Below are 18,864 nucleotides of genomic sequence, written 5' to 3' on the forward strand. Positions count from 1 at the left end.
GGTTCGTTGACTCAGCGACGCAGGCCGAGCTTCTCGATCAGCGCCTTGTAGCGCTCGCCATCCTTCTTCTTCAGATAGTCGAGCAGGCTGCGGCGGCGGTTGACCATCTGCAGCAGGCCGCGGCGGCTGTGGTGATCCTTCTTGTGGGTCTTGAAGTGGCCGGTCAGCAGTTCGATGCGGGCGGTCAGCAGGGCGACCTGGACTTCCGGCGAACCGGTGTCGGCAGCGCCGCGCTTGTTTTCTTCGATGACTTTCTGGGTGTCGATGGACATGGGATTTTTCTCTGAGATGCGGGGCCGGCAGGAACGTGCAGAGGACGCACCGCCTGGCTCGCCGATTGCGAAGGATTGCGCCGGAGCGCAGCGTGCCGGAAAGGCCGCGAAATTGTACCGGCCTCGGCCCGGAGGAACAAGGCGTTAAGACGGCGTCATGACTGAACGACAGTCAGGTAACACCCCGCGCGACCGCTGCGCGGTCACGGATTGAACATGCGCTGCGGCGCCAGCAGCCCGCTCGCATCGACCTGGCCCAGGCCCAGCGGGACGCCGTCGGCGTCGAACACCGCCGCCAGGCCGGGCACCCAGGCCGGATCGCGCAGCCGCTGGCCCATGCGGAAGCGCTGCGCCGCAGCATGCTCCAGGCGCAGCGGCGGGAAATCGGCCAGGCCCGCGGCCAGCGGCAGCACCAGCGCGTCCAGTGCCGCCGGATCCTGCGTGGCCAGGTGCTGCAGGTGCTCCAGGGTGACCATCTGCGGGTTGCGGAACGGTTCCACCCACAGCCGGCGCAGCGCGGCGATATGCGCGCCGCAGCCCAGCGCCTCGCCCAGGTCGCGGGCCAGGCTGCGGATATAGGTGCCGGATCCGCAGGCCACGTGCAGACGCAGGCGGTCGCCGGCGTGGGCGAGCACGTCGATCGCATGCACCTCGACCTCGCGCTCCGGCGCCTCGATCGCCTCGCCGCGGCGCGCCTTGACGTACAGCGGCTCGCCGCCCTGCTTGAGCGCCGAGTAGATCGGCGCACGCTGGCGGATACGCCCGCGCAGCGGTGCCAGCGCCGCCTCCAGGGTCGCTGCGTCCAGCGGCGGCACCGGTCGGGTGCGCAGCACCGCGCCCTCGGCATCGTCGCTGTCGGTGGTGACGCCGAGCACGACCTCCGCTTCGTAGGCCTTGGCCGACCCGAGCAGCAGCCCGGCCAGCTTGGTCGCCTCGCCGAAGCACAGCGGCAGCAGGCCGGTGGCGAGCGGATCCAGGCTGCCGGTGTGACCGCCCTTCTCCGCACGGAACAGCCGCCGCGCCGCCTGCAGCGCCGCGTTGGAACTCATGCCGATCGGCTTGTCGAGCAGCACGATGCCGTCGAGGCGACGGAAGACGATACGAGGCAGGCGCGGGCCGAAGACGGGCATGGGGTGCGGGCGGGGATTCGGGATTTGGGATTCGGGATTGGCGGATCCGACCCCGGCATTGCGCGGGCGAACGGCACGCATGGAACAGCGTGACGCCGGACGGATGAAAGAGCGCCGCGATCGCGACTGCGAAACGGGCGCTCGCGTTCGGCGCCCGCACTCAAACACTGGACGCCGACGCCACGGCGTCGGCAGCGGACTCAGCCCTTGCGCGGCGCCGTGTCGCCGTCGTCGGCGGCATAGCCGTCGTCGTCCTGCGCTTGCTGCAATTCCGGCATGTCGCGCAGCAGATTGTCGATGCGCTCGCCGCGATCGACCGAATCGTCGTAGTGGAAATGCAGTTCGGGCACGTGGCGCAGCTTCATCGCCCGCGCCAGCTCGCTGCGCAGCTGCGGCGCCAGTTCCTTCAGGCCCTTGACCGCCTCGGCCGAGCGTTCCTGCATCAGCGCGGTGACGAACACCTTGGCATGGGCCAGATCGCGGGTGACCTCGACGTCGGACACGCTGACCGACGGCAGGCCGTGATCACGCACGGCCGCATGCACGATCGTGCCGAGGTCGCGCCGGATCTGCGCGGACACACGATCGGTACGGTGAAAGGATTTGGTGGGCATAGCGAAAATCTCTCTGTTCGGAATAAAGAAATCGGGAAGGGTCTGGGACGAGCGACGGACCTGCAGCGCCCCGCTCTTCCCATTCCCCAATCCCGATTCCCGATTCCCGGCTCTTACAGCGTACGCTGCACTTCGATGCGCTCGAAGCACTCGATCTGGTCGCCGGCCTTGACGTCGTTGTAGGCCTTCACACCGATACCGCACTCGGTGCCGTTGCGCACTTCGTCGACGTTCTCCTTGAAGCGACGCAGCGACTCCAGCTCGCCCTCGAACACCACGGTGTTGTCGCGCAGCACGCGGATCGGCTTGTTGCGCTTGACCACGCCCTCCACGACCATGCAGCCGGCGACGGCGCCGAACTTGGAGCTGCGGAACACGTCGCGCACCTGGGCGATACCGATGATCTCTTCGCGGATCTCCACGCCCAGCAGGCCGGACGCCACCTGCTTCACCTGGTCGATCACGTCGTAGATGATCGAGAAGTAACGCAGGTCGATGCCGTTGGTCTCGATGATGCGCCGCGCCGAGGCGTCGGCACGCACGTTGAAGCCGATCACCGTGGCCTTGGAGGCCAGCGCCGAATTCGCATCGGACTCGGTGATGCCGCCCACGCCGGAGTGGATCACGTTGATGCGGATCTGCTCGTTGGACAGCGCGGTCAGCGACTGCTTCAGCGCTTCCACCGAACCCTGCACGTCGGCCTTGATCACCAGGTTCAGCGACAGCTGGCCTTCGCCCTTGCCGAGCTGCGACATGATGTCTTCCATGCGGCTGCCCGCCGAGGACACCAGGCGCGACTCGCGGCGCTTGGTCTCGCGCTGCTGCGCCACGTCCTTGGCCAGGCGCTCGTCGTCGACGACCACGAAGTCGTCGCCGGCATCCGGCACGCCGGACAGGCCCAGCACCTGCACCGGGATCGACGGGCCGGCCGAATCCGGCTGCTTGCCGGTCTCGTCGAACAGCGCACGCACGCGGCCGTACTGGATGCCGCACACCAGGTAGTCGCCCTTCTTCAGCGCGCCCTGCTGCACCAGCACCGTCGCCACCGGACCGCGGCCCTTGTCCAGCGAGGACTCGATCACCACGCCGCTGGCGCGGCCTTCGGCCACCGCCCGCAGTTCCAGCACTTCGGCCTGCAGCGAGATCGCGTCCAGCAGCACGTCGATGCCCTGGCCGGTCTTGGCCGAGAGTTCGACGAACTGGGTGTCGCCACCGAATTCTTCGGCGACCACGTCCTGCGCCAGCAGCTCGTTCTTGACCCGCAGCGGATCGGCGCCGGACTTGTCGATCTTGTTGACCGCCACGATCAGCGGCACGCCGGCCGCCTTCGCATGCTTGACCGCCTCGACCGTCTGCGGCATCACGCCGTCGTCGGCCGCGACCACCAGCACCACGATGTCGGTGAGCTTGGCGCCGCGCGCGCGCATCGAGGTGAACGCGGCATGGCCAGGGGTATCCAGGAAGCTGATGACGCCGCGATCGGTTTCGACGTGGTACGCGCCGATGTGCTGGGTGATGCCGCCGGCTTCGCCCGAGGCGACCTTGGTGCGGCGGATGTAGTCCAGCAGCGAGGTCTTGCCGTGGTCGACGTGGCCCATGATGGTGACCACCGGCGGCCGCGGCAGCTTCTCGCCCTGCGCGTCCTCGGTGTGCGCCAGCAGCGCGTCCTCGGCGTCGGCACTGCCGGCGCGGGTAGGCTTGTGGCCGAGTTCCTCGGTGACCAGCGCCGCGGTGTCGTGGTCGATGGTCTGGGTGATGGTGGCCATCACGCCCATCTTGAACAGCGCCTTCACCACGTCGCCGCCCTTCAGCGCGAGCTTCTGCGCCAGGTCGGCCACGGTGATGGTGTCGCCGATCGCCACTTCGCGCACCACCGGTGCGGTCGGACGCTCGAAGCCGTGCGCGCCGCCGCCGCTGCGCGACGGTTCGGCCTGGCGACGGCCGCCGCTGTGGCTGCCGCCGCGCGGCTTGCCGCGCACGTTGGAACGGCGCGCGCGGTCGGCCGCAGACAGATGCAGCTGGCCGGCGAAACGGCTGGTGCTGTCGTCGTCCTCGACCCCGGCGACCATCACGTGCGAGCCGCGGGTCTTGTGCTTGTTGTTGGCATTGTTGCGGTCGTCGCTGCGCGGCGCGGCCGGCTTGGCCGGATGCGCGGCACCGGCCGGACGCGGCGCCATCGGCGGACGCGGCGGACGCGGCGCGGCGGCGGCGTTGCGGTCGGCGGCAGGCGCGGACGGCGCCGCAGCCGGCGGCGCCGACTCGGCGTCCAGCGCGGCCTGGGCCGCGCGCTGCTCGGCCTCGGCACGCTCGCGCGCTTCCTGCTCGGCCTTGCGCTTGCGCTCGATTTCCTCGGCGCGCGCGCGATCCTGCTCGGCGAGCTTCTGCTGTTCGGCCAGATTGCGCTGCTTGGATTCCTCCAGCTTGCGCAGGATCTCGGCGCGCTCGTCGTCCACCCGTCCGCCCGCGGACGGCGCCGCACGCTCGGCGGCCAGGTCCTCGGCCGACTTCACGTAGGTGCGCTTCTGCCGGACCTCGACGTTGACCGTGGTCTTGCTGCGCCCGGCGCTGACCGTCACTTCCTGCAGCTTGCGCCGGTTCAGGGTGATCTTCTTCGGCGCCGCCTGGGCCTCTTCCTCGACCGGCTTGTCGGTCTTGCCGTGGGTACGGCGCAGGAAGCCCAGCAGCTTCATCTTTTCGGTGCTGGTGACAACCTGGTCGGGACCGCTGAACTTCATCCCGGCGTCGGCCAGTTGAACCAGCAGTTTCTCGACCGGCGTGTTCACCAGTTCGGCCAGCTTGCGGATGGTGGTTTGCTGCGACATTCGGATCCTATGATCTGGTTGGCGCCCCCTCGCCGCGTGCGAAGGTAGCGCGGATTCTAAGCCCTGATCGGGTCAGGGCGGCATTCATCGCTGACTCATTCGCCGCGCTCCAGGCGGGCGATCTCCTCGGCGCGGGCGGCCAGGATCAGGGCCGCGGCGCGGTCCTTGTCCAGGTCCTCGATGCCGAACTCGAGGATTTCGTCGGCAGCCAGATCCGACAGGTCCTCGCTGGTGCGTACGCCATGGCCGGCCAGCGCGTAGGCGGTGGCTTCGTCCATGCCCGGCAGCGACAGCAGGTCCGCCGCCGGCACACCGTCGTCGTCGCTCTCCTCGGCGGCCAGCGCCTCGTTGAGCAGCGCGTCGCGGGCACGCGCGCGCAGTTCCTCGACGATGTCCTCGTCGAAGCCTTCCACCGCCAGCAGCTCGCCGACCGGCACGTAGGCGATTTCCTCGACCGAGTTGAAGCCCTCGGCAACCAGGATCGCGGCGATCTCCTCGTCCACTTCCAGCTTGTCCATGAACAGCTGGCGGGCCACGGCCTGCTCGGCCTCGGACTTGGCCGCGACCTGCTCGGCGGTCATCACGTTGAGCTGCCAGCCGGTCAGGCGGCTGGCCAGGCGCACGTTCTGGCCGCCCTTGCCGATCGCCTGGGCCAGGCGGTCTTCCGCCACCGCCAGGTCCATCGAGTGCTTCTCTTCATCGACGATGATCGACTGCACCTCGGCCGGCGCCATCGCGTTGATGACGAAGTTGGCCGGGTTGTCGTTCCACAGCACGATGTCCACGCGCTCGCCGTTGAGCTCGTTGGACACCGCCTGCACGCGCGAACCGCGCATGCCGATGCAGGCGCCGATCGGATCGGTGCGGGTGTCGTGCGCCAGCACTGCGATCTTGGCGCGATCGCCCGGATCGCGTGCGCAGGCCTTGATCTCGACCAGGCCCTGGCCCACTTCCGGCACTTCCAGCTTGAACAACTCGATCATGAATTCCGGCGCGGCGCGGCTGATGAACAGCTGCGGGCCACGCGGCTCCGAACGCACTTCGGCCAGGTAGCCGCGCACTCGGTCGCCGGCGCGCAGCACGTCGCGCGGAATGCCCTTGTCCTTGGGGATGAAGGCCTCGGCGTTGCCGCCCAGGTCCACGTAGATGTTGCCGCGCTCGGCGCGCTTGACCACGCCGGTGACCAGTTCGCCGACGCGATCCTTCCACGCATCCACCACCTGCTGGCGCTCGGCCTCGCGCACGCGCTGCACGATCACCTGCTTGGCGGCCTGCGCGGCGATGCGGCCGAAGTCCGGATTCTCGATCTGCTCTTCGATGTAGTCGCCGACGTCCACGCCCTCGGCCTCGTCGACCGCGTCCATCAGGCGGATCTGCCGGTCGGGCGATTCCATCACCACATCGTCGGCCACCACTTCCCAACGCCGGAAGGTTTCGTAGGTGCCGTCCTTGTGGTCGATGGTGACGCGCGTCAGCACGTCCTGGTCGGGGTAGCGCTTCTTCGCCGCCGACGCCAATGCGGCCTCGATCGCGTCGAAGATCACTTCGCGCGGCACGCCCTTTTCGTTGGCCACCGCGTCGACTACCAGCAACAGTTCCTTGCTCATTCTTTCGCTCCGCGCGCAGCCTCGTCGGCCGCCGGTTCGTTGGATGGTTTCTTATTGGATTTTGCGTTCTTGCCGGCCGGCTTCGGCCCCTTGCCCGGCTTGGTCGGCGCCAGACCCAGCGCCGCCCAGTCGGGCATGATCCGCGCCTTGTCGATGTTGTCGAAGTCCACCGCCAGTTCGGCGCCGTCGACCTCGAAGATGATGCGGCCGGCAGCGGCGTCGGCCTGCACGATGCGCCCCTGCAGGCGACGACGGCCCTGCTGCGGCAGCTTCAACACCACCTTGGCCGATTCGCCGAGGTGACGGGAAAACTGTTCGGCGCTGAACAGCGGCCGGTCCACGCCCGGCGAGGACACTTCCAGCGTGTAGTTGCCGCTGATCGGGTCTTCCACGTCCAGTTGCGCCGAGACCTCGCGGCTGACCCGCTCGCAGTCGTCGATATTGACCACGCGTTCGGGCTGCTCGGCCAGCGGCACGTCGATGTACAGGCGCAGCGTGGCGCCGCCGGGGGCCGGCAGGTATTCCGCGCCCAGCAGTTCCAGGCCCAACGCGTCCACGGTCGGGCCCAGCAGAGTCGCGATTTCGTTTGCCTTGTCGCTCACAGCCTGCCTTGCATCTGAAAAGGTTGAAAAGTCGATTGCGTGCATTTCCCGGACCCCGGAAACGACAAAGGGCCCTCTGGGCCCCTTGTCCGGTAAAACTCCGGTCACGCTGGATTCCGGTTGCGACAACGGGAACATGCGTCATCGCGAAGCCCAAGCTTCCCTGCCGCAGACAACCGATGCACTGGTTGCCGCTGCAGACAAAGATGGTAGCGGGGGCAGGATTTGAACCTGCGACCTTCGGGTTATGAGCCCGACGAGCTGCCAGACTGCTCCACCCCGCAGCAGAAGCGGAATTATGAAGAATCAGTGCGTCGATTGCAAGCCCTGATTTTCATCTCGATGCGGTAGCGACGCTGCCGTTCGAAGGACGCCATGATAACCGCACACGATGGAAAACGAAACAACAATCGCATCGCCGAATGCAAAAACGCCAACGCCGCCTTGCGGCGGCGTTGGCGGAAAACAGCGGAAAAACCGCCCTTTCGCGATCAGGCCAGGTGCGCGAAGGCGCGCTGGCACCACGCCATCAGCGGGCTCCAGGCCAGGCCGAAGGCCAGCAGGCCCAGCGCGTTGACGCCCAGCGCCACGCCCAGCACGCGGTCGTCGTTGGCCGGCAGCGGCGTGCCGACCGGCTCGTCGAAATACATCACCTTGATCACGCGCAGGTAGTAGAACGCACCGATCACCGCGCACAGCACCGACAGCACCGCCAGGCCGGTCCACCACAGGTTCTGGTCGGGCACCGCGACGACCGCGCCCAGCACCGCCAGCTTGGCCCAGAAGCCCAGGAACGGCGGCACGCCGGCCAGCGAGGCCATGATGCACAGCACCAGCAGCGCCATCCACGGGTTGCGCGCGTTCAGGCCCTTGAAGTCGTCGATGTTCTCGGCCTCGAAGCCCTTGCGCGACAACGCGATGATCGCGCCGAACGAGGCGGTGGACATCACCGCATAGCAGATCGCGTAGAACAGTGCCGCCGCATAGCCGCGCTCGCCGCCGCCGGCCACGCCCAGCAGCAGGAAGCCTATGTGCGAGACCGTGGAATACGCCAGCATGCGCTTGAGATTGCTCTGCGCCACCGCCATCAGGTTGCCGACCACCAGCGACAGCGCCGCCAAGCCGCCGATCACCCAGTGCCACTGCGCCGCCAGCGGGCCCACGCCCACTTCCAGCAGGCGGTAGGCCATGCCGAACGCAGCCAGCTTGGACGCCGAGCTGATGAACAGCGCGATCGGCGCCGGGGCGCCCTGGTAGACGTCCGGCAGCCACATGTGGAACGGCGCGGCGCCGAGCTTGAAGGCGACGCCGGCGATCATGAACACCGTGCCGGTCAGCAGCAGCATGTGCTCGCGGCCGTTGCCGATCGCCTCGTGGATGCGGCTCAGGCTCAGCGTGCCGGTGGCGCCGTAGATCAGCGACATGCCGTACAGCAGCAGGCCCGAGGCCAGCGAACCGAGCACGATGTACTTCATCGCCGCTTCGGTGGCCATGCCGTTGTCGCGGTTGGAGGCGACCAGCGCGTAGGAGCACAGCGCCAGCAGTTCCAGGCCCAGGTAGACCATCAGCAGGCTGCCGGCCGAGACCAGGATCATCATGCCGACCGTGGCGAACAGCACCAGCACCGGGATCTCGCCCTGATACAGCTTGCGCTCGCGCAGGTAGCTCCAGCCGTAGATCAGGGTCAGCGCGCTGAGGCCGACGATCACCGTCTTCATCACGTCGGCGGCGGCATCGCGCACGAACATGCCGTTGAACACCTCGCCCTGCCCGCCCACGCCGGCCAGCAACATCGCGAACACCGCGACCAGGATCGCCACCGAGACGATGTGGGTCCAGGCCTTGTTGCGCTCACTGATGAACAGATCGAGCATCAGCAGGAAGAAGGCACCGGCGGTCAGCACCAGCTCGGGCAGCAGGGGCGGCAGGTCGACGGTGGTCAGAGGCAGCAGCGCAGGGGTGGTCATCATCAAATCTCTGGAATCAATACGCTCGACGGCCGCTTACAGCTTGCTGGTGGCGATCTGCGCCGCCAGCTTCGCGATCGAGGGCTCCATCAGGTCGGTCAACGGCTTCGGATACAGGCCCAGGGCCAGCACGCCGAGCGCGAACACGCCCAGCACCAGCGCCTCGCGGCCGTTGATGTCCTTCAGCTCGGCCACGTGCGCATTGGCGACCTCGCCGAAGAACACGCGCTTGTAAAGCCACAGGGTATAGGCGGCGGTGATCACCAGGGTGGTCGCCGCGCCGAAGGCCAGCAGCGGGTGCGCCTGGAAGCTGGCCATGATGACCATGAACTCGCCGACGAAGCCGCTGGTGCCCGGCAGGCCCGCATTGGCCATGAAGAACAGCATCGCGAAGGTCGCGAACCACGGCATCACGTTGACCACGCCGCCGTAGTCGGCGATGCGGCGGGTGTGCATGCGGTCGTACAGCACGCCGACGCAGGAGAACATCGCGCCGGACACGAAGCCGTGCGAGATCATCTGCACCATCGCGCCCTGCAGGCCCAACCGGGCCGCATCGGTGCTGCCGAAGCCGACCAGGGCGAAGGCGACGAAGGTGCCGAGGGTGACGAAGCCCATGTGCGCGATCGACGAGTAGGCGATCAGCTTCTTCATGTCGTCCTGGACCAGGGCGACCAGGCCGACGTAGATCACCGCGATCAGCGACAGCGCGATCACCAGCCACGCCCACTCGTTGCTGGCATCGGGCAGGATCGGCAGGTTGAAGCGCAGGAAGCCGTAACCGCCGATCTTCAGCGCGATCGCCGCCAGGATCACCGAACCGGCGGTCGGCGCTTCCACGTGCGCGTCCGGCAGCCAGGTGTGCACCGGGAACATCGGCACCTTGACCGCGAAGGCGATCAGGAAGGCGAAGAACAGCCAGGTCTGCTCCTTCGAGGTCAGCGACAGCTGGTAGAGATCGGCGAGCTGGAAGCTGCCGCCCTTCAGGTACAGGTAGATCAACCCGACCAGCATCAGCACCGAGCCGAGGAAGGTGTACAGGAAGAACTTGACCGCGGCGTAGATGCGGCGCGGGCCGCCCCAGATGCCGATGATCAGGAACATCGGGATCAGCATCGCCTCGAAGAACACGTAGAACAACATCGCGTCGGTGGCGGAGAAGATGCCGACGGTGACGCCTTCCAGGATCAGGAACGCGGCCACGTACTGGTTGACGCGCTTGTCGATCGAGGTCCACGCGCCGATCAGCGCCAGCACCGTGACCAGCGTGGTCAGCACGATCAGCGCCACCGCGATGCCGTCGGCGCCGAGGTTGTAGCCGATGTCGTATGCCGGGATCCAGGCATGGGTCTCGACGAACTGCAGCGCGTCGCTGGCGTAGTCGAAACCGGTGAGCAGCGGCAGGCTGAGCGCGAAGGTCAGCAACGCCACCAGCAGCGACGCCCAGCGCGCCGCACGCGCATCACGCAGGGCGAGCACCAGGGCACCGCCGATGATCGGCAGCCAGATCAGGATGGAGAGTAGAGGCCAGTTCGACACGTGTTCTTATTCCGTACAGGTCAACGCCAGAAATGCATCAGCACGCCCAGCAGGGCAATGAGACCGACGATCATCGCGAAGGCGTAGTGATAGAGGAAACCGGATTGCGTGCGACGCAGCAGGTTGGCCGCCAGGTCGATCACGCGTGCGGTGCCGTTGACCATGACGCCGTCCACGACATGCGTATCCACCGCGCGCGACACCTTGCCCAGGCGCACGCCGCCGCCGGCGAAACCGCCGATCCAGAGCTTGTCGAAACCGTATTTGTTCTCGAGGATCCACACCGGCACCGAGAAGGTCTTGCGCGCCTTCGCCGCCAGTTCCGGCTTCCACAGGTACAGGATCCAGGCCAGGGCGAAACCGGCCAGGGTCAGGAAGAACGGCGGCTGGGTCAGGCCGTGCAGGGCGAACGCGACCGGGCCGTGGAACTCCTCGGCCAGCGCACCGACGGTGTCGCGCGCCGGATCGTAGAAGTCGACGATGCCGGTGAAGAAGCTGACCGCCTGGCCCTTGATCGCCGCCGCGGCATGGTGCCCCGCCCAGTCGGTGCCGAACAGCATCGGGCCGATGGTGAAGAAGCCGATCGCGATCGACGGGATCGCCAGCAGGATCAGCGGCACCGTCACCACCCACGGCGACTCGTGCGGTTCGTGCGCGCCGTGGTGGCCGTGGCCGTGATCGTCGTGTGCGTGATCGTCGTGGGCATGCGCACCGTGGGCGTCGTCATGATGCGCATCGTGGTGCGCATGCGCATCGCGGAAGCGCTCCTGACCATGGAAGGTCAGGAACAGCAGGCGGAAGCTGTAGAAGCTGGTGATCAGCACGCCGCCGAGCACGGCCCAGTAGCCGTAGCTGGCGATGCTCCAGAACGGTGCGCCCTCGGCGTGGTGCTGCGCCGCCTCGATGATGGTGTCCTTGGAATAGAAACCGGCGAAGAACGGGGTGCCGACCAGCGCCAGGGTACCGATGACGCTGGTCCAGTAGGTGATCGGCATGTACTTGCGCAGGCCGCCCATCTTGCGCATGTCCTGCTCGTGGTGCATGCCGATGATCACCGAGCCGGCCGCCAGGAACAGCAGCGCCTTGAAGAAGGCGTGGGTCATCAGGTGGAACACCGCCGCCGAGTACGCCGACACGCCCAGCGCCACGGTCATGTAGCCCAGCTGCGACAGCGTCGAGTAGGCGACCACGCGCTTGATGTCGTTCTGCACGATGCCGATCAGGCCGGTGAAGAACGCGGTGGTGGCACCGACGACCAGCACGAAGTTCAGCGCGGTCTGCGACAGCTCGAACAGCGGCGACATGCGCGCCACCATGAAGATGCCGGCGGTGACCATGGTCGCGGCGTGGATCAGGGCCGAGATCGGGGTCGGGCCTTCCATCGAGTCCGGCAGCCACACGTGCAGCGGCACCTGCGCCGACTTGCCCATGGCGCCGATGAACAGGCACACGCAGATGATGGTGGAGACATTCCAGGCATGACCCTGGAACAGCTGCACCTGTGCCAGACCGCCGGCGGCATCGCTGCCCAGCACCGCGGTGGCGTTGGCGAACACGCTGGCGTAGTCCAGCGTACCGAACCACAGCAGCACGCCGGCGATGCCGAGGATGAAGCCGAAGTCGCCGACGCGATTGACCAGGAACGCCTTCATGTTGGCGAACACCGCGGTCGGGCGCTTGAACCAGAAGCCGATCAGCAGGTACGACACCAGGCCCACCGCTTCCCAGCCGAAGAACAGCTGCAGGAAGTTGTTGCTCATCACCAGGCTCAGCATCGAGAAGGTGAACAGCGAGATGTAGCTGAAGAAGCGCTGGTAGCCCGGATCGTCGGCCATGTAGCCGATGGTGTAGATGTGCACCAGCAGCGACACGAAGGTCACCACCACCATCATCATCGCGGTCAGGCGGTCGACCATGAAGCCGACGTGGGCCGAATAGTGGCCGACCTCGAAGAAGGTGTAGAGGTTCTGGTTGAACGGCGAGGCGCCCTGCCCGACCAACTGGTACAGGGTCCAGCACGACAGTGCGCAGCTGACCGCGACGCCGAGGATGGTGGCGAACTGCGCGCCCTTGCGGCCGACCTGACGGCCGAACAGGCCGGCGATGATGCTGCCGACCAGCGGGGCCAGCACCACCGCGATCAGCAGACTCTTGGAGAGCGTAATTTCCATCTGCAGGTCAGCCCTTCAGCGAATCGACTTCGGCCACATTGATCGTGTGGCGGGTACGGAACAGCGTCACCAGGATCGCGAGGCCGATGGCGGCTTCGGCCGCGGCCACGGTCAGGATGAAGAACACGAACAATTGGCCGGCGGCGTCGCCGAGCTCGCGCGAGAAGGCGACGAAGTTGATGTTGACCGACAGCAGCATCAGCTCGATCGACATCAGCAGCACGATGACGTTCTTGCGGTTGAGGAAGATGCCGGCCAGGGCGATGCAGAACAGCACCGCGCCGAGCGCCAGCAGATGGCCTAGGGAGATCATGGCTGGCCCTCCTGCGATGCCGGCGGAGTGTGGAGCGTGGGCTTTTCGGCGGCCATCTTGACCATGCGCAGACGGTCGCCGGCCTTGACCCGCGACTGGTCGCCCGGGTTCTGGGTCTTGATGCCGGTGCGCTTGCGCAGGGTCAGCATCACGGCGGCCACGACCGCCACGGTCAGGATGATCGCGGCGAACTCGAACGGCAGCAGGAACTGGGTGAACAGGGTCTTGGCCAGCCAGGTGATGTTGGAGGTGTCGGCGGCCTGCGCCGCGGCGTTGTCGGCCGGGAACGGCGCCGCGCTGCGCGCCTTCACGCCGATCAGGGTGACCATCTGCACCAGCATCGCCACTGCCACCACCAGGCCCACCGGCAGGTAGCGCACCCAGCCTTCGCGCATGCGGGCGGTGTCGATGTCCAGCATCATCACCACGAACAGGAACAGCACCATCACCGCGCCGACGTAGACCAGCACCAGGGTCACGCCGAGGAACTCGGCGCCCACCAGCAGCCACACGCAGGCGATGGAAAAGAACGTCAGGATCAGGCACAGCACCGCGTACACGGGGTTGCGCACGCTGATCACCGCGCCGGCGGCGACCGCGGCGATGGTGGCGAAGATCCAGAAAGCGATATTGACCCAATCCATTTCGGAACCTCAGCGGAAGGGAGCGTCGGCAGCGCGGCGCTCGGCGATCTCGGCCTCGAGCCGGTCTCCGATCGCCAGCAACTGCGGCTTGGTGACGATGTTCTCGCCGCGCTTTTCGAAGTGGTACTCCAGCACCTGGGTCTCCACGATCGAATCCACCGGGCAGCTTTCCTCGCAGAAGCCGCAGTAGATGCACTTGAACAGGTCGATGTCGTAGCGGGTGGTGCGGCGGGTGCCGTCCTCGCGCTTGGTCGAGTCGATGGTGATCGCCAGCGCCGGGCACACCGCCTCGCACAGCTTGCAGGCGATGCAGCGCTCTTCGCCGTTGGGATAGCGGCGCAGCGCGTGCAGACCGCGGAAGCGCGGCGACTGCGGGAACTTCTCCATCGGGTACAGCACGGTGTACTTGGGACGGAACGTGTACTTCAAGGTCAGCCACAGGCCGCCGAGCAACTCGAGCAGCAGCAGGCTCTTGAAGTAATGGGTGATTTTATTCATCGCTTACACGCCCTTCTGGATCACGCCGTAGAACACCATCAATGCCGTCACCGCGATCCACACGATCGTCAGCGGGATGAACACCTTCCAGCCCAGGCGCATGATCTGGTCGTAGCGGTAGCGCGGAAAGCTGGCGCGGAACCAGATGTACGCGCTGGCGAAGAACAGCACCTTCATCAGCAGCCACGGCCAGCCGCCGGTCCAGATCCAGTTGACCCACGGCGAGATGTCCGCGGTGACCCAGCCCTGGATCGGGCTCAGCCAGCCGCCCAGGAAGAAGATCGAGACCAGGAAGCTGACCAGGATCATGTTGGCGTATTCGGCCAGGAAGAACAGCGCGAACGCACCGCCCGAATACTCGACCATGTGGCCGGCGACGATTTCCGACTCGCCTTCGACCACGTCGAACGGCGCGCGGTTGGTCTCGGCCACGCCGGACACCCAGTACACGATGAACAGCGGGAAGAGCGGGATCAGGAACCAGTCGAAGAACCCGGAGCTGCCGGCCTGCGCCTGCACGATCGTGCTCAGGTTCAGGCTGCCGGCCGCGATCATCACGCCGACCAGGGCGAAGCCCATCGCGATCTCGTAGCTGACCACCTGCGCCGCCGAGCGCATCGCGCCCAGGAAGGCGTACTTGGAGTTGGACGCCCAGCCGGCCAGGATGATGCCGTACACGCCCAGCGAGGTCATCGCCAGCAGGTACAGCAGGCCGGCGTTGGCGTTGGACAGCACCAGCTTGGCGTCGAACGGCACCACCGCCCAGGCGGCGAAGGCCGGCGCCAGGGTGATCAGCGGCGCGATCACGAACATCGCCTTGTGCGAGCTGCTGGGCTGGATGATTTCCTTGAACAGCAGTTTGAAGACGTCGGCGAAGGCCTGGAAGATGCCCATGCCCACGTACATCGGCCCGTGGCGCACGTGCATCCAGCCGATCAGCTTGCGCTCCCAGACCACGTAGAACGCCACCGCAATGATCACCGGCATGGCGATCAGCAGGATCTTCAGCACGATCCACAGGACCACGCCGAGGGCGCCCAGGCCGAGGAACCACTGGTGCAGTGGGTCGACCACGTTCAACAGCATCTCGTTCATGCAGCCACCACCGTCACCCGACCGGCGCCCAGCGGCGCGGTCGCGCCGTAGCCCGTTTCGATCCAGGCCGCGCCCGGCGCGACCCGCTTGTCCGTCGCCAGCGGCAACGTGGCGCTACCCGCCGCGGTGCCGACCTTGACCATCTGCCCATCGCGCAGGCCCAGGCGCGCCGCCTCATCCGGATGCAGCGCAATGCCCGGCGCGCGGTTCAGCGGATGCTGCTGCAGCGCCTGCGCGCGGCGCACCACCGCATCGGTGCGGTAGATCGCCGGACTGGCGGCCAGTTCCAGGCCCTCGTCCTGGCGTGCCGGCTGCGCCGAGCTCGCCGCGGCGACCTCGCGCGGCTGCAGGCCATCGCGCAGCCCGGCCAGGTCGATGAACTCGAAGCCGGGCAGGCCCAGTTCGCCACCGAGCGCGCGCAGCACGCGCCAGCCCTCGCGGGCCTCGCCCGGCAGCTTGCCGCCGGCGCGGGTGCGCTGGTCGCTGCCGTTGAGGTTGGTCAGCGTCGCCTCGATTTCCGGCAGCGCGCCGATCGGCAGGATCACATCGGCCACGTCGCGGGTGGAGGCGCAGGCGAAGTGGCTGAACGCCACCACCTTGGCGCCGGCCAGCGCGCTGCGCGCGGCGGCGGCGTCGGCGAAGTCCAGGCCCGGCTCCAGGCCGTACAGCACGTAGGCGCTGCGCGGCTCGGCCAGCATCGCGGCGACGTTGCGACCGCGCGGCAGCACGCCGTAGCGCGATAGGCCCAGCGCGTTGGCGCCCTGCGGGATGCGGCACAGCGCCGCGCCGGTGGCGGCGGCGAAGTCGCGCGCGGCGGCACGCAGCGCCGCGGCCTGCGGATGGTTCTCGGCCAGCGCGCCGACGATCAGCACCGCACGGCCGGCGCCCTGCACCGCCTCGCGCAGCGCGGCGTCGGCCAGCGCCTCGGCGAACTTCGACGGCGCCACGATCTGGCGGCCGGCCTGGTCGAAGGCCACGTCGAAATCGACCGGGTTGATCGAGTACACCTTGGTCTGGCGCTGCATCCGCGCCTTGCGCAGGCGTGCATGCAGCAGCGGCAGTTCATGGCGCAGGTTGCTGCCCAGGATCACCGCCACGTCGGCCTGCTCGATCTGCGCCAGCGGCAGCGCGAACGGCTCGGCCAGCGCGGCATCGGAGAAGTCGCGGTTGTACACGCGGTGATCGAGGTTGCCGCTGTCCAGGCCCTCGGCCAGGCGCGCCAGCAGCGCGCCCTCCTCGTTGGAGGTGGACGGATGCGCGAGCACGCCCAGCGCGTCGCCGCGGTTGGCCTTGAGGATCTCGCTCGCGGCGGACAGCCCTTCGGCCCACGACACCTCGCGCCACTGCCCGTCGACCTTGCGCATCGGCCGCAGTGCGCGGTCCTCGGCGTACAGGCCCTGGTGCGAGTAGCGGTCGCGGTCGGACAGCCAGCACTCGTTGACCGCTTCGTTGTCGCGCGGCACGGTGCGCAGCACTTCGCCGCGGCGCACATGCAGGAACAGGTTGGAGCCCATCGCGTCGTGGTAGCCCAGCGACTCGCGCGCCACCAGTTCCCACGGACGCGCGCGGAACTGGAACACCTTGTTGGTCAGCGCGCCGACCGGGCACACGTCGACCACGTTGCCGGACAGCTCGGTGGTCAGCGGCTTGCCGTCATAGGTGCCGATCTGCAGGTTCTCGCCGCGGTACATGCCGCCCAGCTCGTAGGTGCCGGCGATGTCCGCGGTGAAGCGCACGCAGCGCGTGCACTGGATGCAGCGGGTCATCTCGGTGGCGACCAGCGGCCCGATGTCCTCGTCCGGCACCACGCGCTTGCGCTCGTTGAAGCGGCTGACCGAACGGCCGTAGCCCAGCGACACGTCCTGCAACTCGCACTCGCCGCCCTGATCGCAGATCGGGCAGTCCAGCGGATGGTTGATCAGCAGGAATTCCATGACGCTGCGCTGGTACTTCAGCGCCTTGTCGCTGCGCGTCTGCACCTTCATGCCGTCCATGACCGGCGTGGCGCAGGCCGGCGACGGCTTGGGCGACTTTTCGACATCGACCAGGCACATGCGGCAGTTGGCCGCGATCGGCAGCTTCTCGTGGTAGCAGAAGCGCGGGATCGGGATGCCGGCCTTGTCGGCGGCCTGGATGATCATCGAGCCCTTCGGCACGACCAGCGACTGGCCGTCGATCTCGACGGTCACATGGCCTTCCGGCACGACCGCGGGGGTCGCGCCGGGATTGTTGGGTTGCGCGCTCATGCGGCGGCTGCCTCCACCTTCTTGCCGTCAACCATCGAATGACCGTTGACGATGTAGTACTCGAATTCGTCCCAGAACTGGCGCAGGAAGCCCTGGATCGGCCAGGCCGCCGCTTCGCCGAAGGCGCAGATGGTGTGGCCTTCGATCTGCCCGGCGACGGTGCGCAGCTGGTGCAGGTCTTCCATCGTGGCCTTGCCGGCGACGATGCGCTCCAGCACGCGGTGCATCCAGCCGGTGCCTTCGCGGCACGGGGTGCACTGGCCGCAGGACTCCTTGTGGAAGAACTGCGAGATGCGGCAGGCGAACTTCACGCAGCACACGCTGTCGTCGAGCACCACGATCGCACCCGAGCCCAGGCCGGTGCCCAGCGCGCGCAGGGTGTCGTAGTCCATCTGCAGGTCTTTGAGCTGCTCGGCCTTCAGCACCGGCATCGACACGCCGCCCGGGATCGCACCCTTGAGGGTACGGCCCGGCTTCAGCCCGCCGGCCATTTCCAGCAGTTCGTCGAAGGTGGTGCCCAGCGGCACTTCGAAGTTGCCGCCCTTCTGCACGCAGCCGGAGACCGAGAAGATCTTCGGGCCGCCGTTCTTGGTCTTGCTCAGCCCCAGGAACCACTCCGGGCCGTTGCGGATGATCGCCGGCACCGAGGCGTAGGTCTCGGTGTTGTTGATCGTCGACGGCTTGCCGTACAGGCCGAAGTTGGCCGGGAACGGCGGCTTGTAGCGCGGCTGGCCCTTCTTGCCTTCCAGCGACTCCATCAGCGCGGTCTCTTCGCCGCAGATGTAGGCGCCGGCACCGAGGGCGCCGTAGATGTCGATGTCGATGCCGCTGCCGAGGATGTTCTTGCCCAGCCAGCCATTGGCGTAAGCGTCGGCCAGGGCTTGCTCGAAATGCTCGAACGGCTCGTGGTGGAACTCGCCGCGCAGGTAGTTGTAGCCCACGGTGGAGCCGGTGGCGTAGCAGGCGATGGCCATGCCCTCCACCACCGAATGCGGGTTGTAGCGCAGGATGTCGCGGTCCTTGCAGGTGCCCGGCTCGGATTCGTCCGAGTTGCACAGGATGTACTTCTGCGGTGCGCCCTTGGGCATGAACGACCACTTCAGGCCGGTCGGGAAGCCGGCGCCGCCACGGCCGCGCAGGTTCGACTGCTTGACCATCTCGATCACCTGCTCCGGCGGGATCTTCTCTTCGAGGATCTTGCGCAGCGCAGCGTAGCCACCGGTCTTCAGGTAGCTCTCGTAGGACCACGGGGTGTCGTAGTGCAGCGTGGTGTACACCACCTGGTGCGGCTGCGGCGCGGGGCCGACCGGACCGGTGGGGGCGTGGGGATGCTGTGCCATTGCC

15 protein-coding genes and 1 tRNA gene are annotated in these 18,864 nt (G+C 67.3%); all 16 read right to left on the reverse strand.

The features are described 5' to 3' along the window. Positions 1-11: 11 nt before the first annotated feature. The 16 genes from rpsO to nuoF all read right to left on the reverse strand — a co-directional run bounded on the left by rpsO (position 12) and on the right by nuoF (position 18,860). A complete protein-coding gene (gene rpsO, locus CEK65_RS04230) occupies positions 12-272 on the reverse strand; it encodes a 30S ribosomal protein S15 (protein ID WP_003467392.1) in 261 nt (86 codons plus the stop codon). Positions 273-475: 203 nt separating this feature from the next. Beyond that, the gene (gene truB / locus CEK65_RS04235; RefSeq protein WP_152180884.1) at positions 476-1,402 is read right to left on the reverse strand and encodes a tRNA pseudouridine(55) synthase TruB; all 927 of its coding nucleotides are present in this window, start codon (positions 1,400-1,402) and stop codon (positions 476-478) included. Positions 1,403-1,602: 200 nt separating this feature from the next. After that, on the reverse strand, positions 1,603-2,016 hold the full coding sequence (gene rbfA, locus CEK65_RS04240; protein ID WP_152180885.1) for a 30S ribosome-binding factor RbfA: 414 nt from the start codon (positions 2,014-2,016) through the stop codon (positions 1,603-1,605). A 113-nt stretch (positions 2,017-2,129) separates the two neighbouring features. Then, the gene (infB, locus tag CEK65_RS04245) at positions 2,130-4,838 is read right to left on the reverse strand and encodes a translation initiation factor IF-2 (protein WP_152180886.1); all 2,709 of its coding nucleotides are present in this window, start codon (positions 4,836-4,838) and stop codon (positions 2,130-2,132) included. A gap of 95 nt (positions 4,839-4,933) precedes the next feature. Next, complete coding sequence (gene nusA / locus CEK65_RS04250; RefSeq protein WP_017908136.1) at positions 4,934-6,445, reverse strand: transcription termination factor NusA; 1,512 nt, start codon at positions 6,443-6,445, stop codon at positions 4,934-4,936. Further along, entirely contained in the window at positions 6,442-7,047 is a 606-nt protein-coding gene (gene rimP / locus CEK65_RS04255) for a ribosome maturation factor RimP (protein WP_152180887.1), read from the reverse strand. Before rimP ends, nusA begins: the two co-directional genes overlap by 4 nt. 207 nt (positions 7,048-7,254) lie before the next feature. Then, positions 7,255-7,331: transfer RNA gene (locus tag CEK65_RS04260), tRNA-Met, on the reverse strand. Between the two features lie 207 nt (positions 7,332-7,538). Further along, the gene (gene nuoN / locus CEK65_RS04265) at positions 7,539-9,014 is read right to left on the reverse strand and encodes an NADH-quinone oxidoreductase subunit NuoN (protein ID WP_152180911.1); all 1,476 of its coding nucleotides are present in this window, start codon (positions 9,012-9,014) and stop codon (positions 7,539-7,541) included. A gap of 36 nt (positions 9,015-9,050) precedes the next feature. Further along, a complete protein-coding gene (locus CEK65_RS04270) occupies positions 9,051-10,553 on the reverse strand; it encodes an NADH-quinone oxidoreductase subunit M (RefSeq protein ID WP_017908133.1) in 1,503 nt (500 codons plus the stop codon). Positions 10,554-10,573: 20 nt separating this feature from the next. Further along, complete coding sequence (nuoL, locus tag CEK65_RS04275; protein WP_152180888.1) at positions 10,574-12,724, reverse strand: NADH-quinone oxidoreductase subunit L; 2,151 nt, start codon at positions 12,722-12,724, stop codon at positions 10,574-10,576. Between the two features lie 7 nt (positions 12,725-12,731). Beyond that, positions 12,732-13,037, reverse strand: a complete 306-nt coding sequence (nuoK, locus tag CEK65_RS04280) for an NADH-quinone oxidoreductase subunit NuoK (protein WP_017908131.1) — start codon at positions 13,035-13,037, stop codon at positions 12,732-12,734. Continuing rightward, on the reverse strand, positions 13,034-13,681 hold the full coding sequence (locus tag CEK65_RS04285) for an NADH-quinone oxidoreductase subunit J (protein WP_017908130.1): 648 nt from the start codon (positions 13,679-13,681) through the stop codon (positions 13,034-13,036). The genes nuoK and CEK65_RS04285 overlap by 4 nt, the downstream gene beginning before the upstream one ends. A gap of 9 nt (positions 13,682-13,690) precedes the next feature. Next, a complete protein-coding gene (gene nuoI, locus CEK65_RS04290; protein ID WP_012915532.1) occupies positions 13,691-14,179 on the reverse strand; it encodes an NADH-quinone oxidoreductase subunit NuoI in 489 nt (162 codons plus the stop codon). 3 nt (positions 14,180-14,182) lie between these two features. Further along, entirely contained in the window at positions 14,183-15,274 is a 1,092-nt protein-coding gene (nuoH, locus tag CEK65_RS04295; RefSeq protein ID WP_017908129.1) for an NADH-quinone oxidoreductase subunit NuoH, read from the reverse strand. Further along, entirely contained in the window at positions 15,271-17,520 is a 2,250-nt protein-coding gene (gene nuoG / locus CEK65_RS04300) for an NADH-quinone oxidoreductase subunit NuoG (protein ID WP_152180889.1), read from the reverse strand. The genes nuoH and nuoG overlap by 4 nt, the downstream gene beginning before the upstream one ends. Next, positions 17,517-18,860, reverse strand: coding sequence for an NADH-quinone oxidoreductase subunit NuoF (gene nuoF, locus CEK65_RS04305; RefSeq protein WP_017912136.1), 1,344 nt, complete (start codon positions 18,858-18,860; stop codon positions 17,517-17,519). The genes nuoG and nuoF overlap by 4 nt, the downstream gene beginning before the upstream one ends. Between the last annotated feature and the right edge of the window lie 4 nt (positions 18,861-18,864).

The sequence above is a fragment of the Xanthomonas sp. LMG 12459 genome (genome assembly GCF_009192905.1).
Taxonomy (GTDB): Bacteria; Pseudomonadota; Gammaproteobacteria; order Xanthomonadales; family Xanthomonadaceae; genus Xanthomonas_A; species Xanthomonas_A sontii.

Coding starts and splice junctions, on each gene's coding strand:
- rpsO (WP_003467392.1), bottom strand. CDS start 272: ATGTCCATCGACACCCAGAAAGTCATCGAAGAAAACAAGCGCGGCGCT.
- truB (WP_152180884.1), bottom strand. CDS start 1,402: ATGCCCGTCTTCGGCCCGCGCCTGCCTCGTATCGTCTTCCGTCGCCTC.
- rbfA (WP_152180885.1), bottom strand. CDS start 2,016: ATGCCCACCAAATCCTTTCACCGTACCGATCGTGTGTCCGCGCAGATC.
- infB (WP_152180886.1), bottom strand. CDS start 4,838: ATGTCGCAGCAAACCACCATCCGCAAGCTGGCCGAACTGGTGAACACG.
- nusA (WP_017908136.1), bottom strand. CDS start 6,445: ATGAGCAAGGAACTGTTGCTGGTAGTCGACGCGGTGGCCAACGAAAAG.
- nuoN (WP_152180911.1), bottom strand. CDS start 9,014: ATGACCACCCCTGCGCTGCTGCCTCTGACCACCGTCGACCTGCCGCCC.
- nuoL (WP_152180888.1), bottom strand. CDS start 12,724: ATGGAAATTACGCTCTCCAAGAGTCTGCTGATCGCGGTGGTGCTGGCC.
- nuoK (WP_017908131.1), bottom strand. CDS start 13,037: ATGATCTCCCTAGGCCATCTGCTGGCGCTCGGCGCGGTGCTGTTCTGC.
- CEK65_RS04285 (WP_017908130.1), bottom strand. CDS start 13,681: ATGGATTGGGTCAATATCGCTTTCTGGATCTTCGCCACCATCGCCGCG.
- nuoI (WP_012915532.1), bottom strand. CDS start 14,179: ATGAATAAAATCACCCATTACTTCAAGAGCCTGCTGCTGCTCGAGTTG.
- nuoH (WP_017908129.1), bottom strand. CDS start 15,274: ATGAACGAGATGCTGTTGAACGTGGTCGACCCACTGCACCAGTGGTTC.
- nuoG (WP_152180889.1), bottom strand. CDS start 17,520: ATGAGCGCGCAACCCAACAATCCCGGCGCGACCCCCGCGGTCGTGCCG.
- nuoF (WP_017912136.1), bottom strand. CDS start 18,860: ATGGCACAGCATCCCCACGCCCCCACCGGTCCGGTCGGCCCCGCGCCG.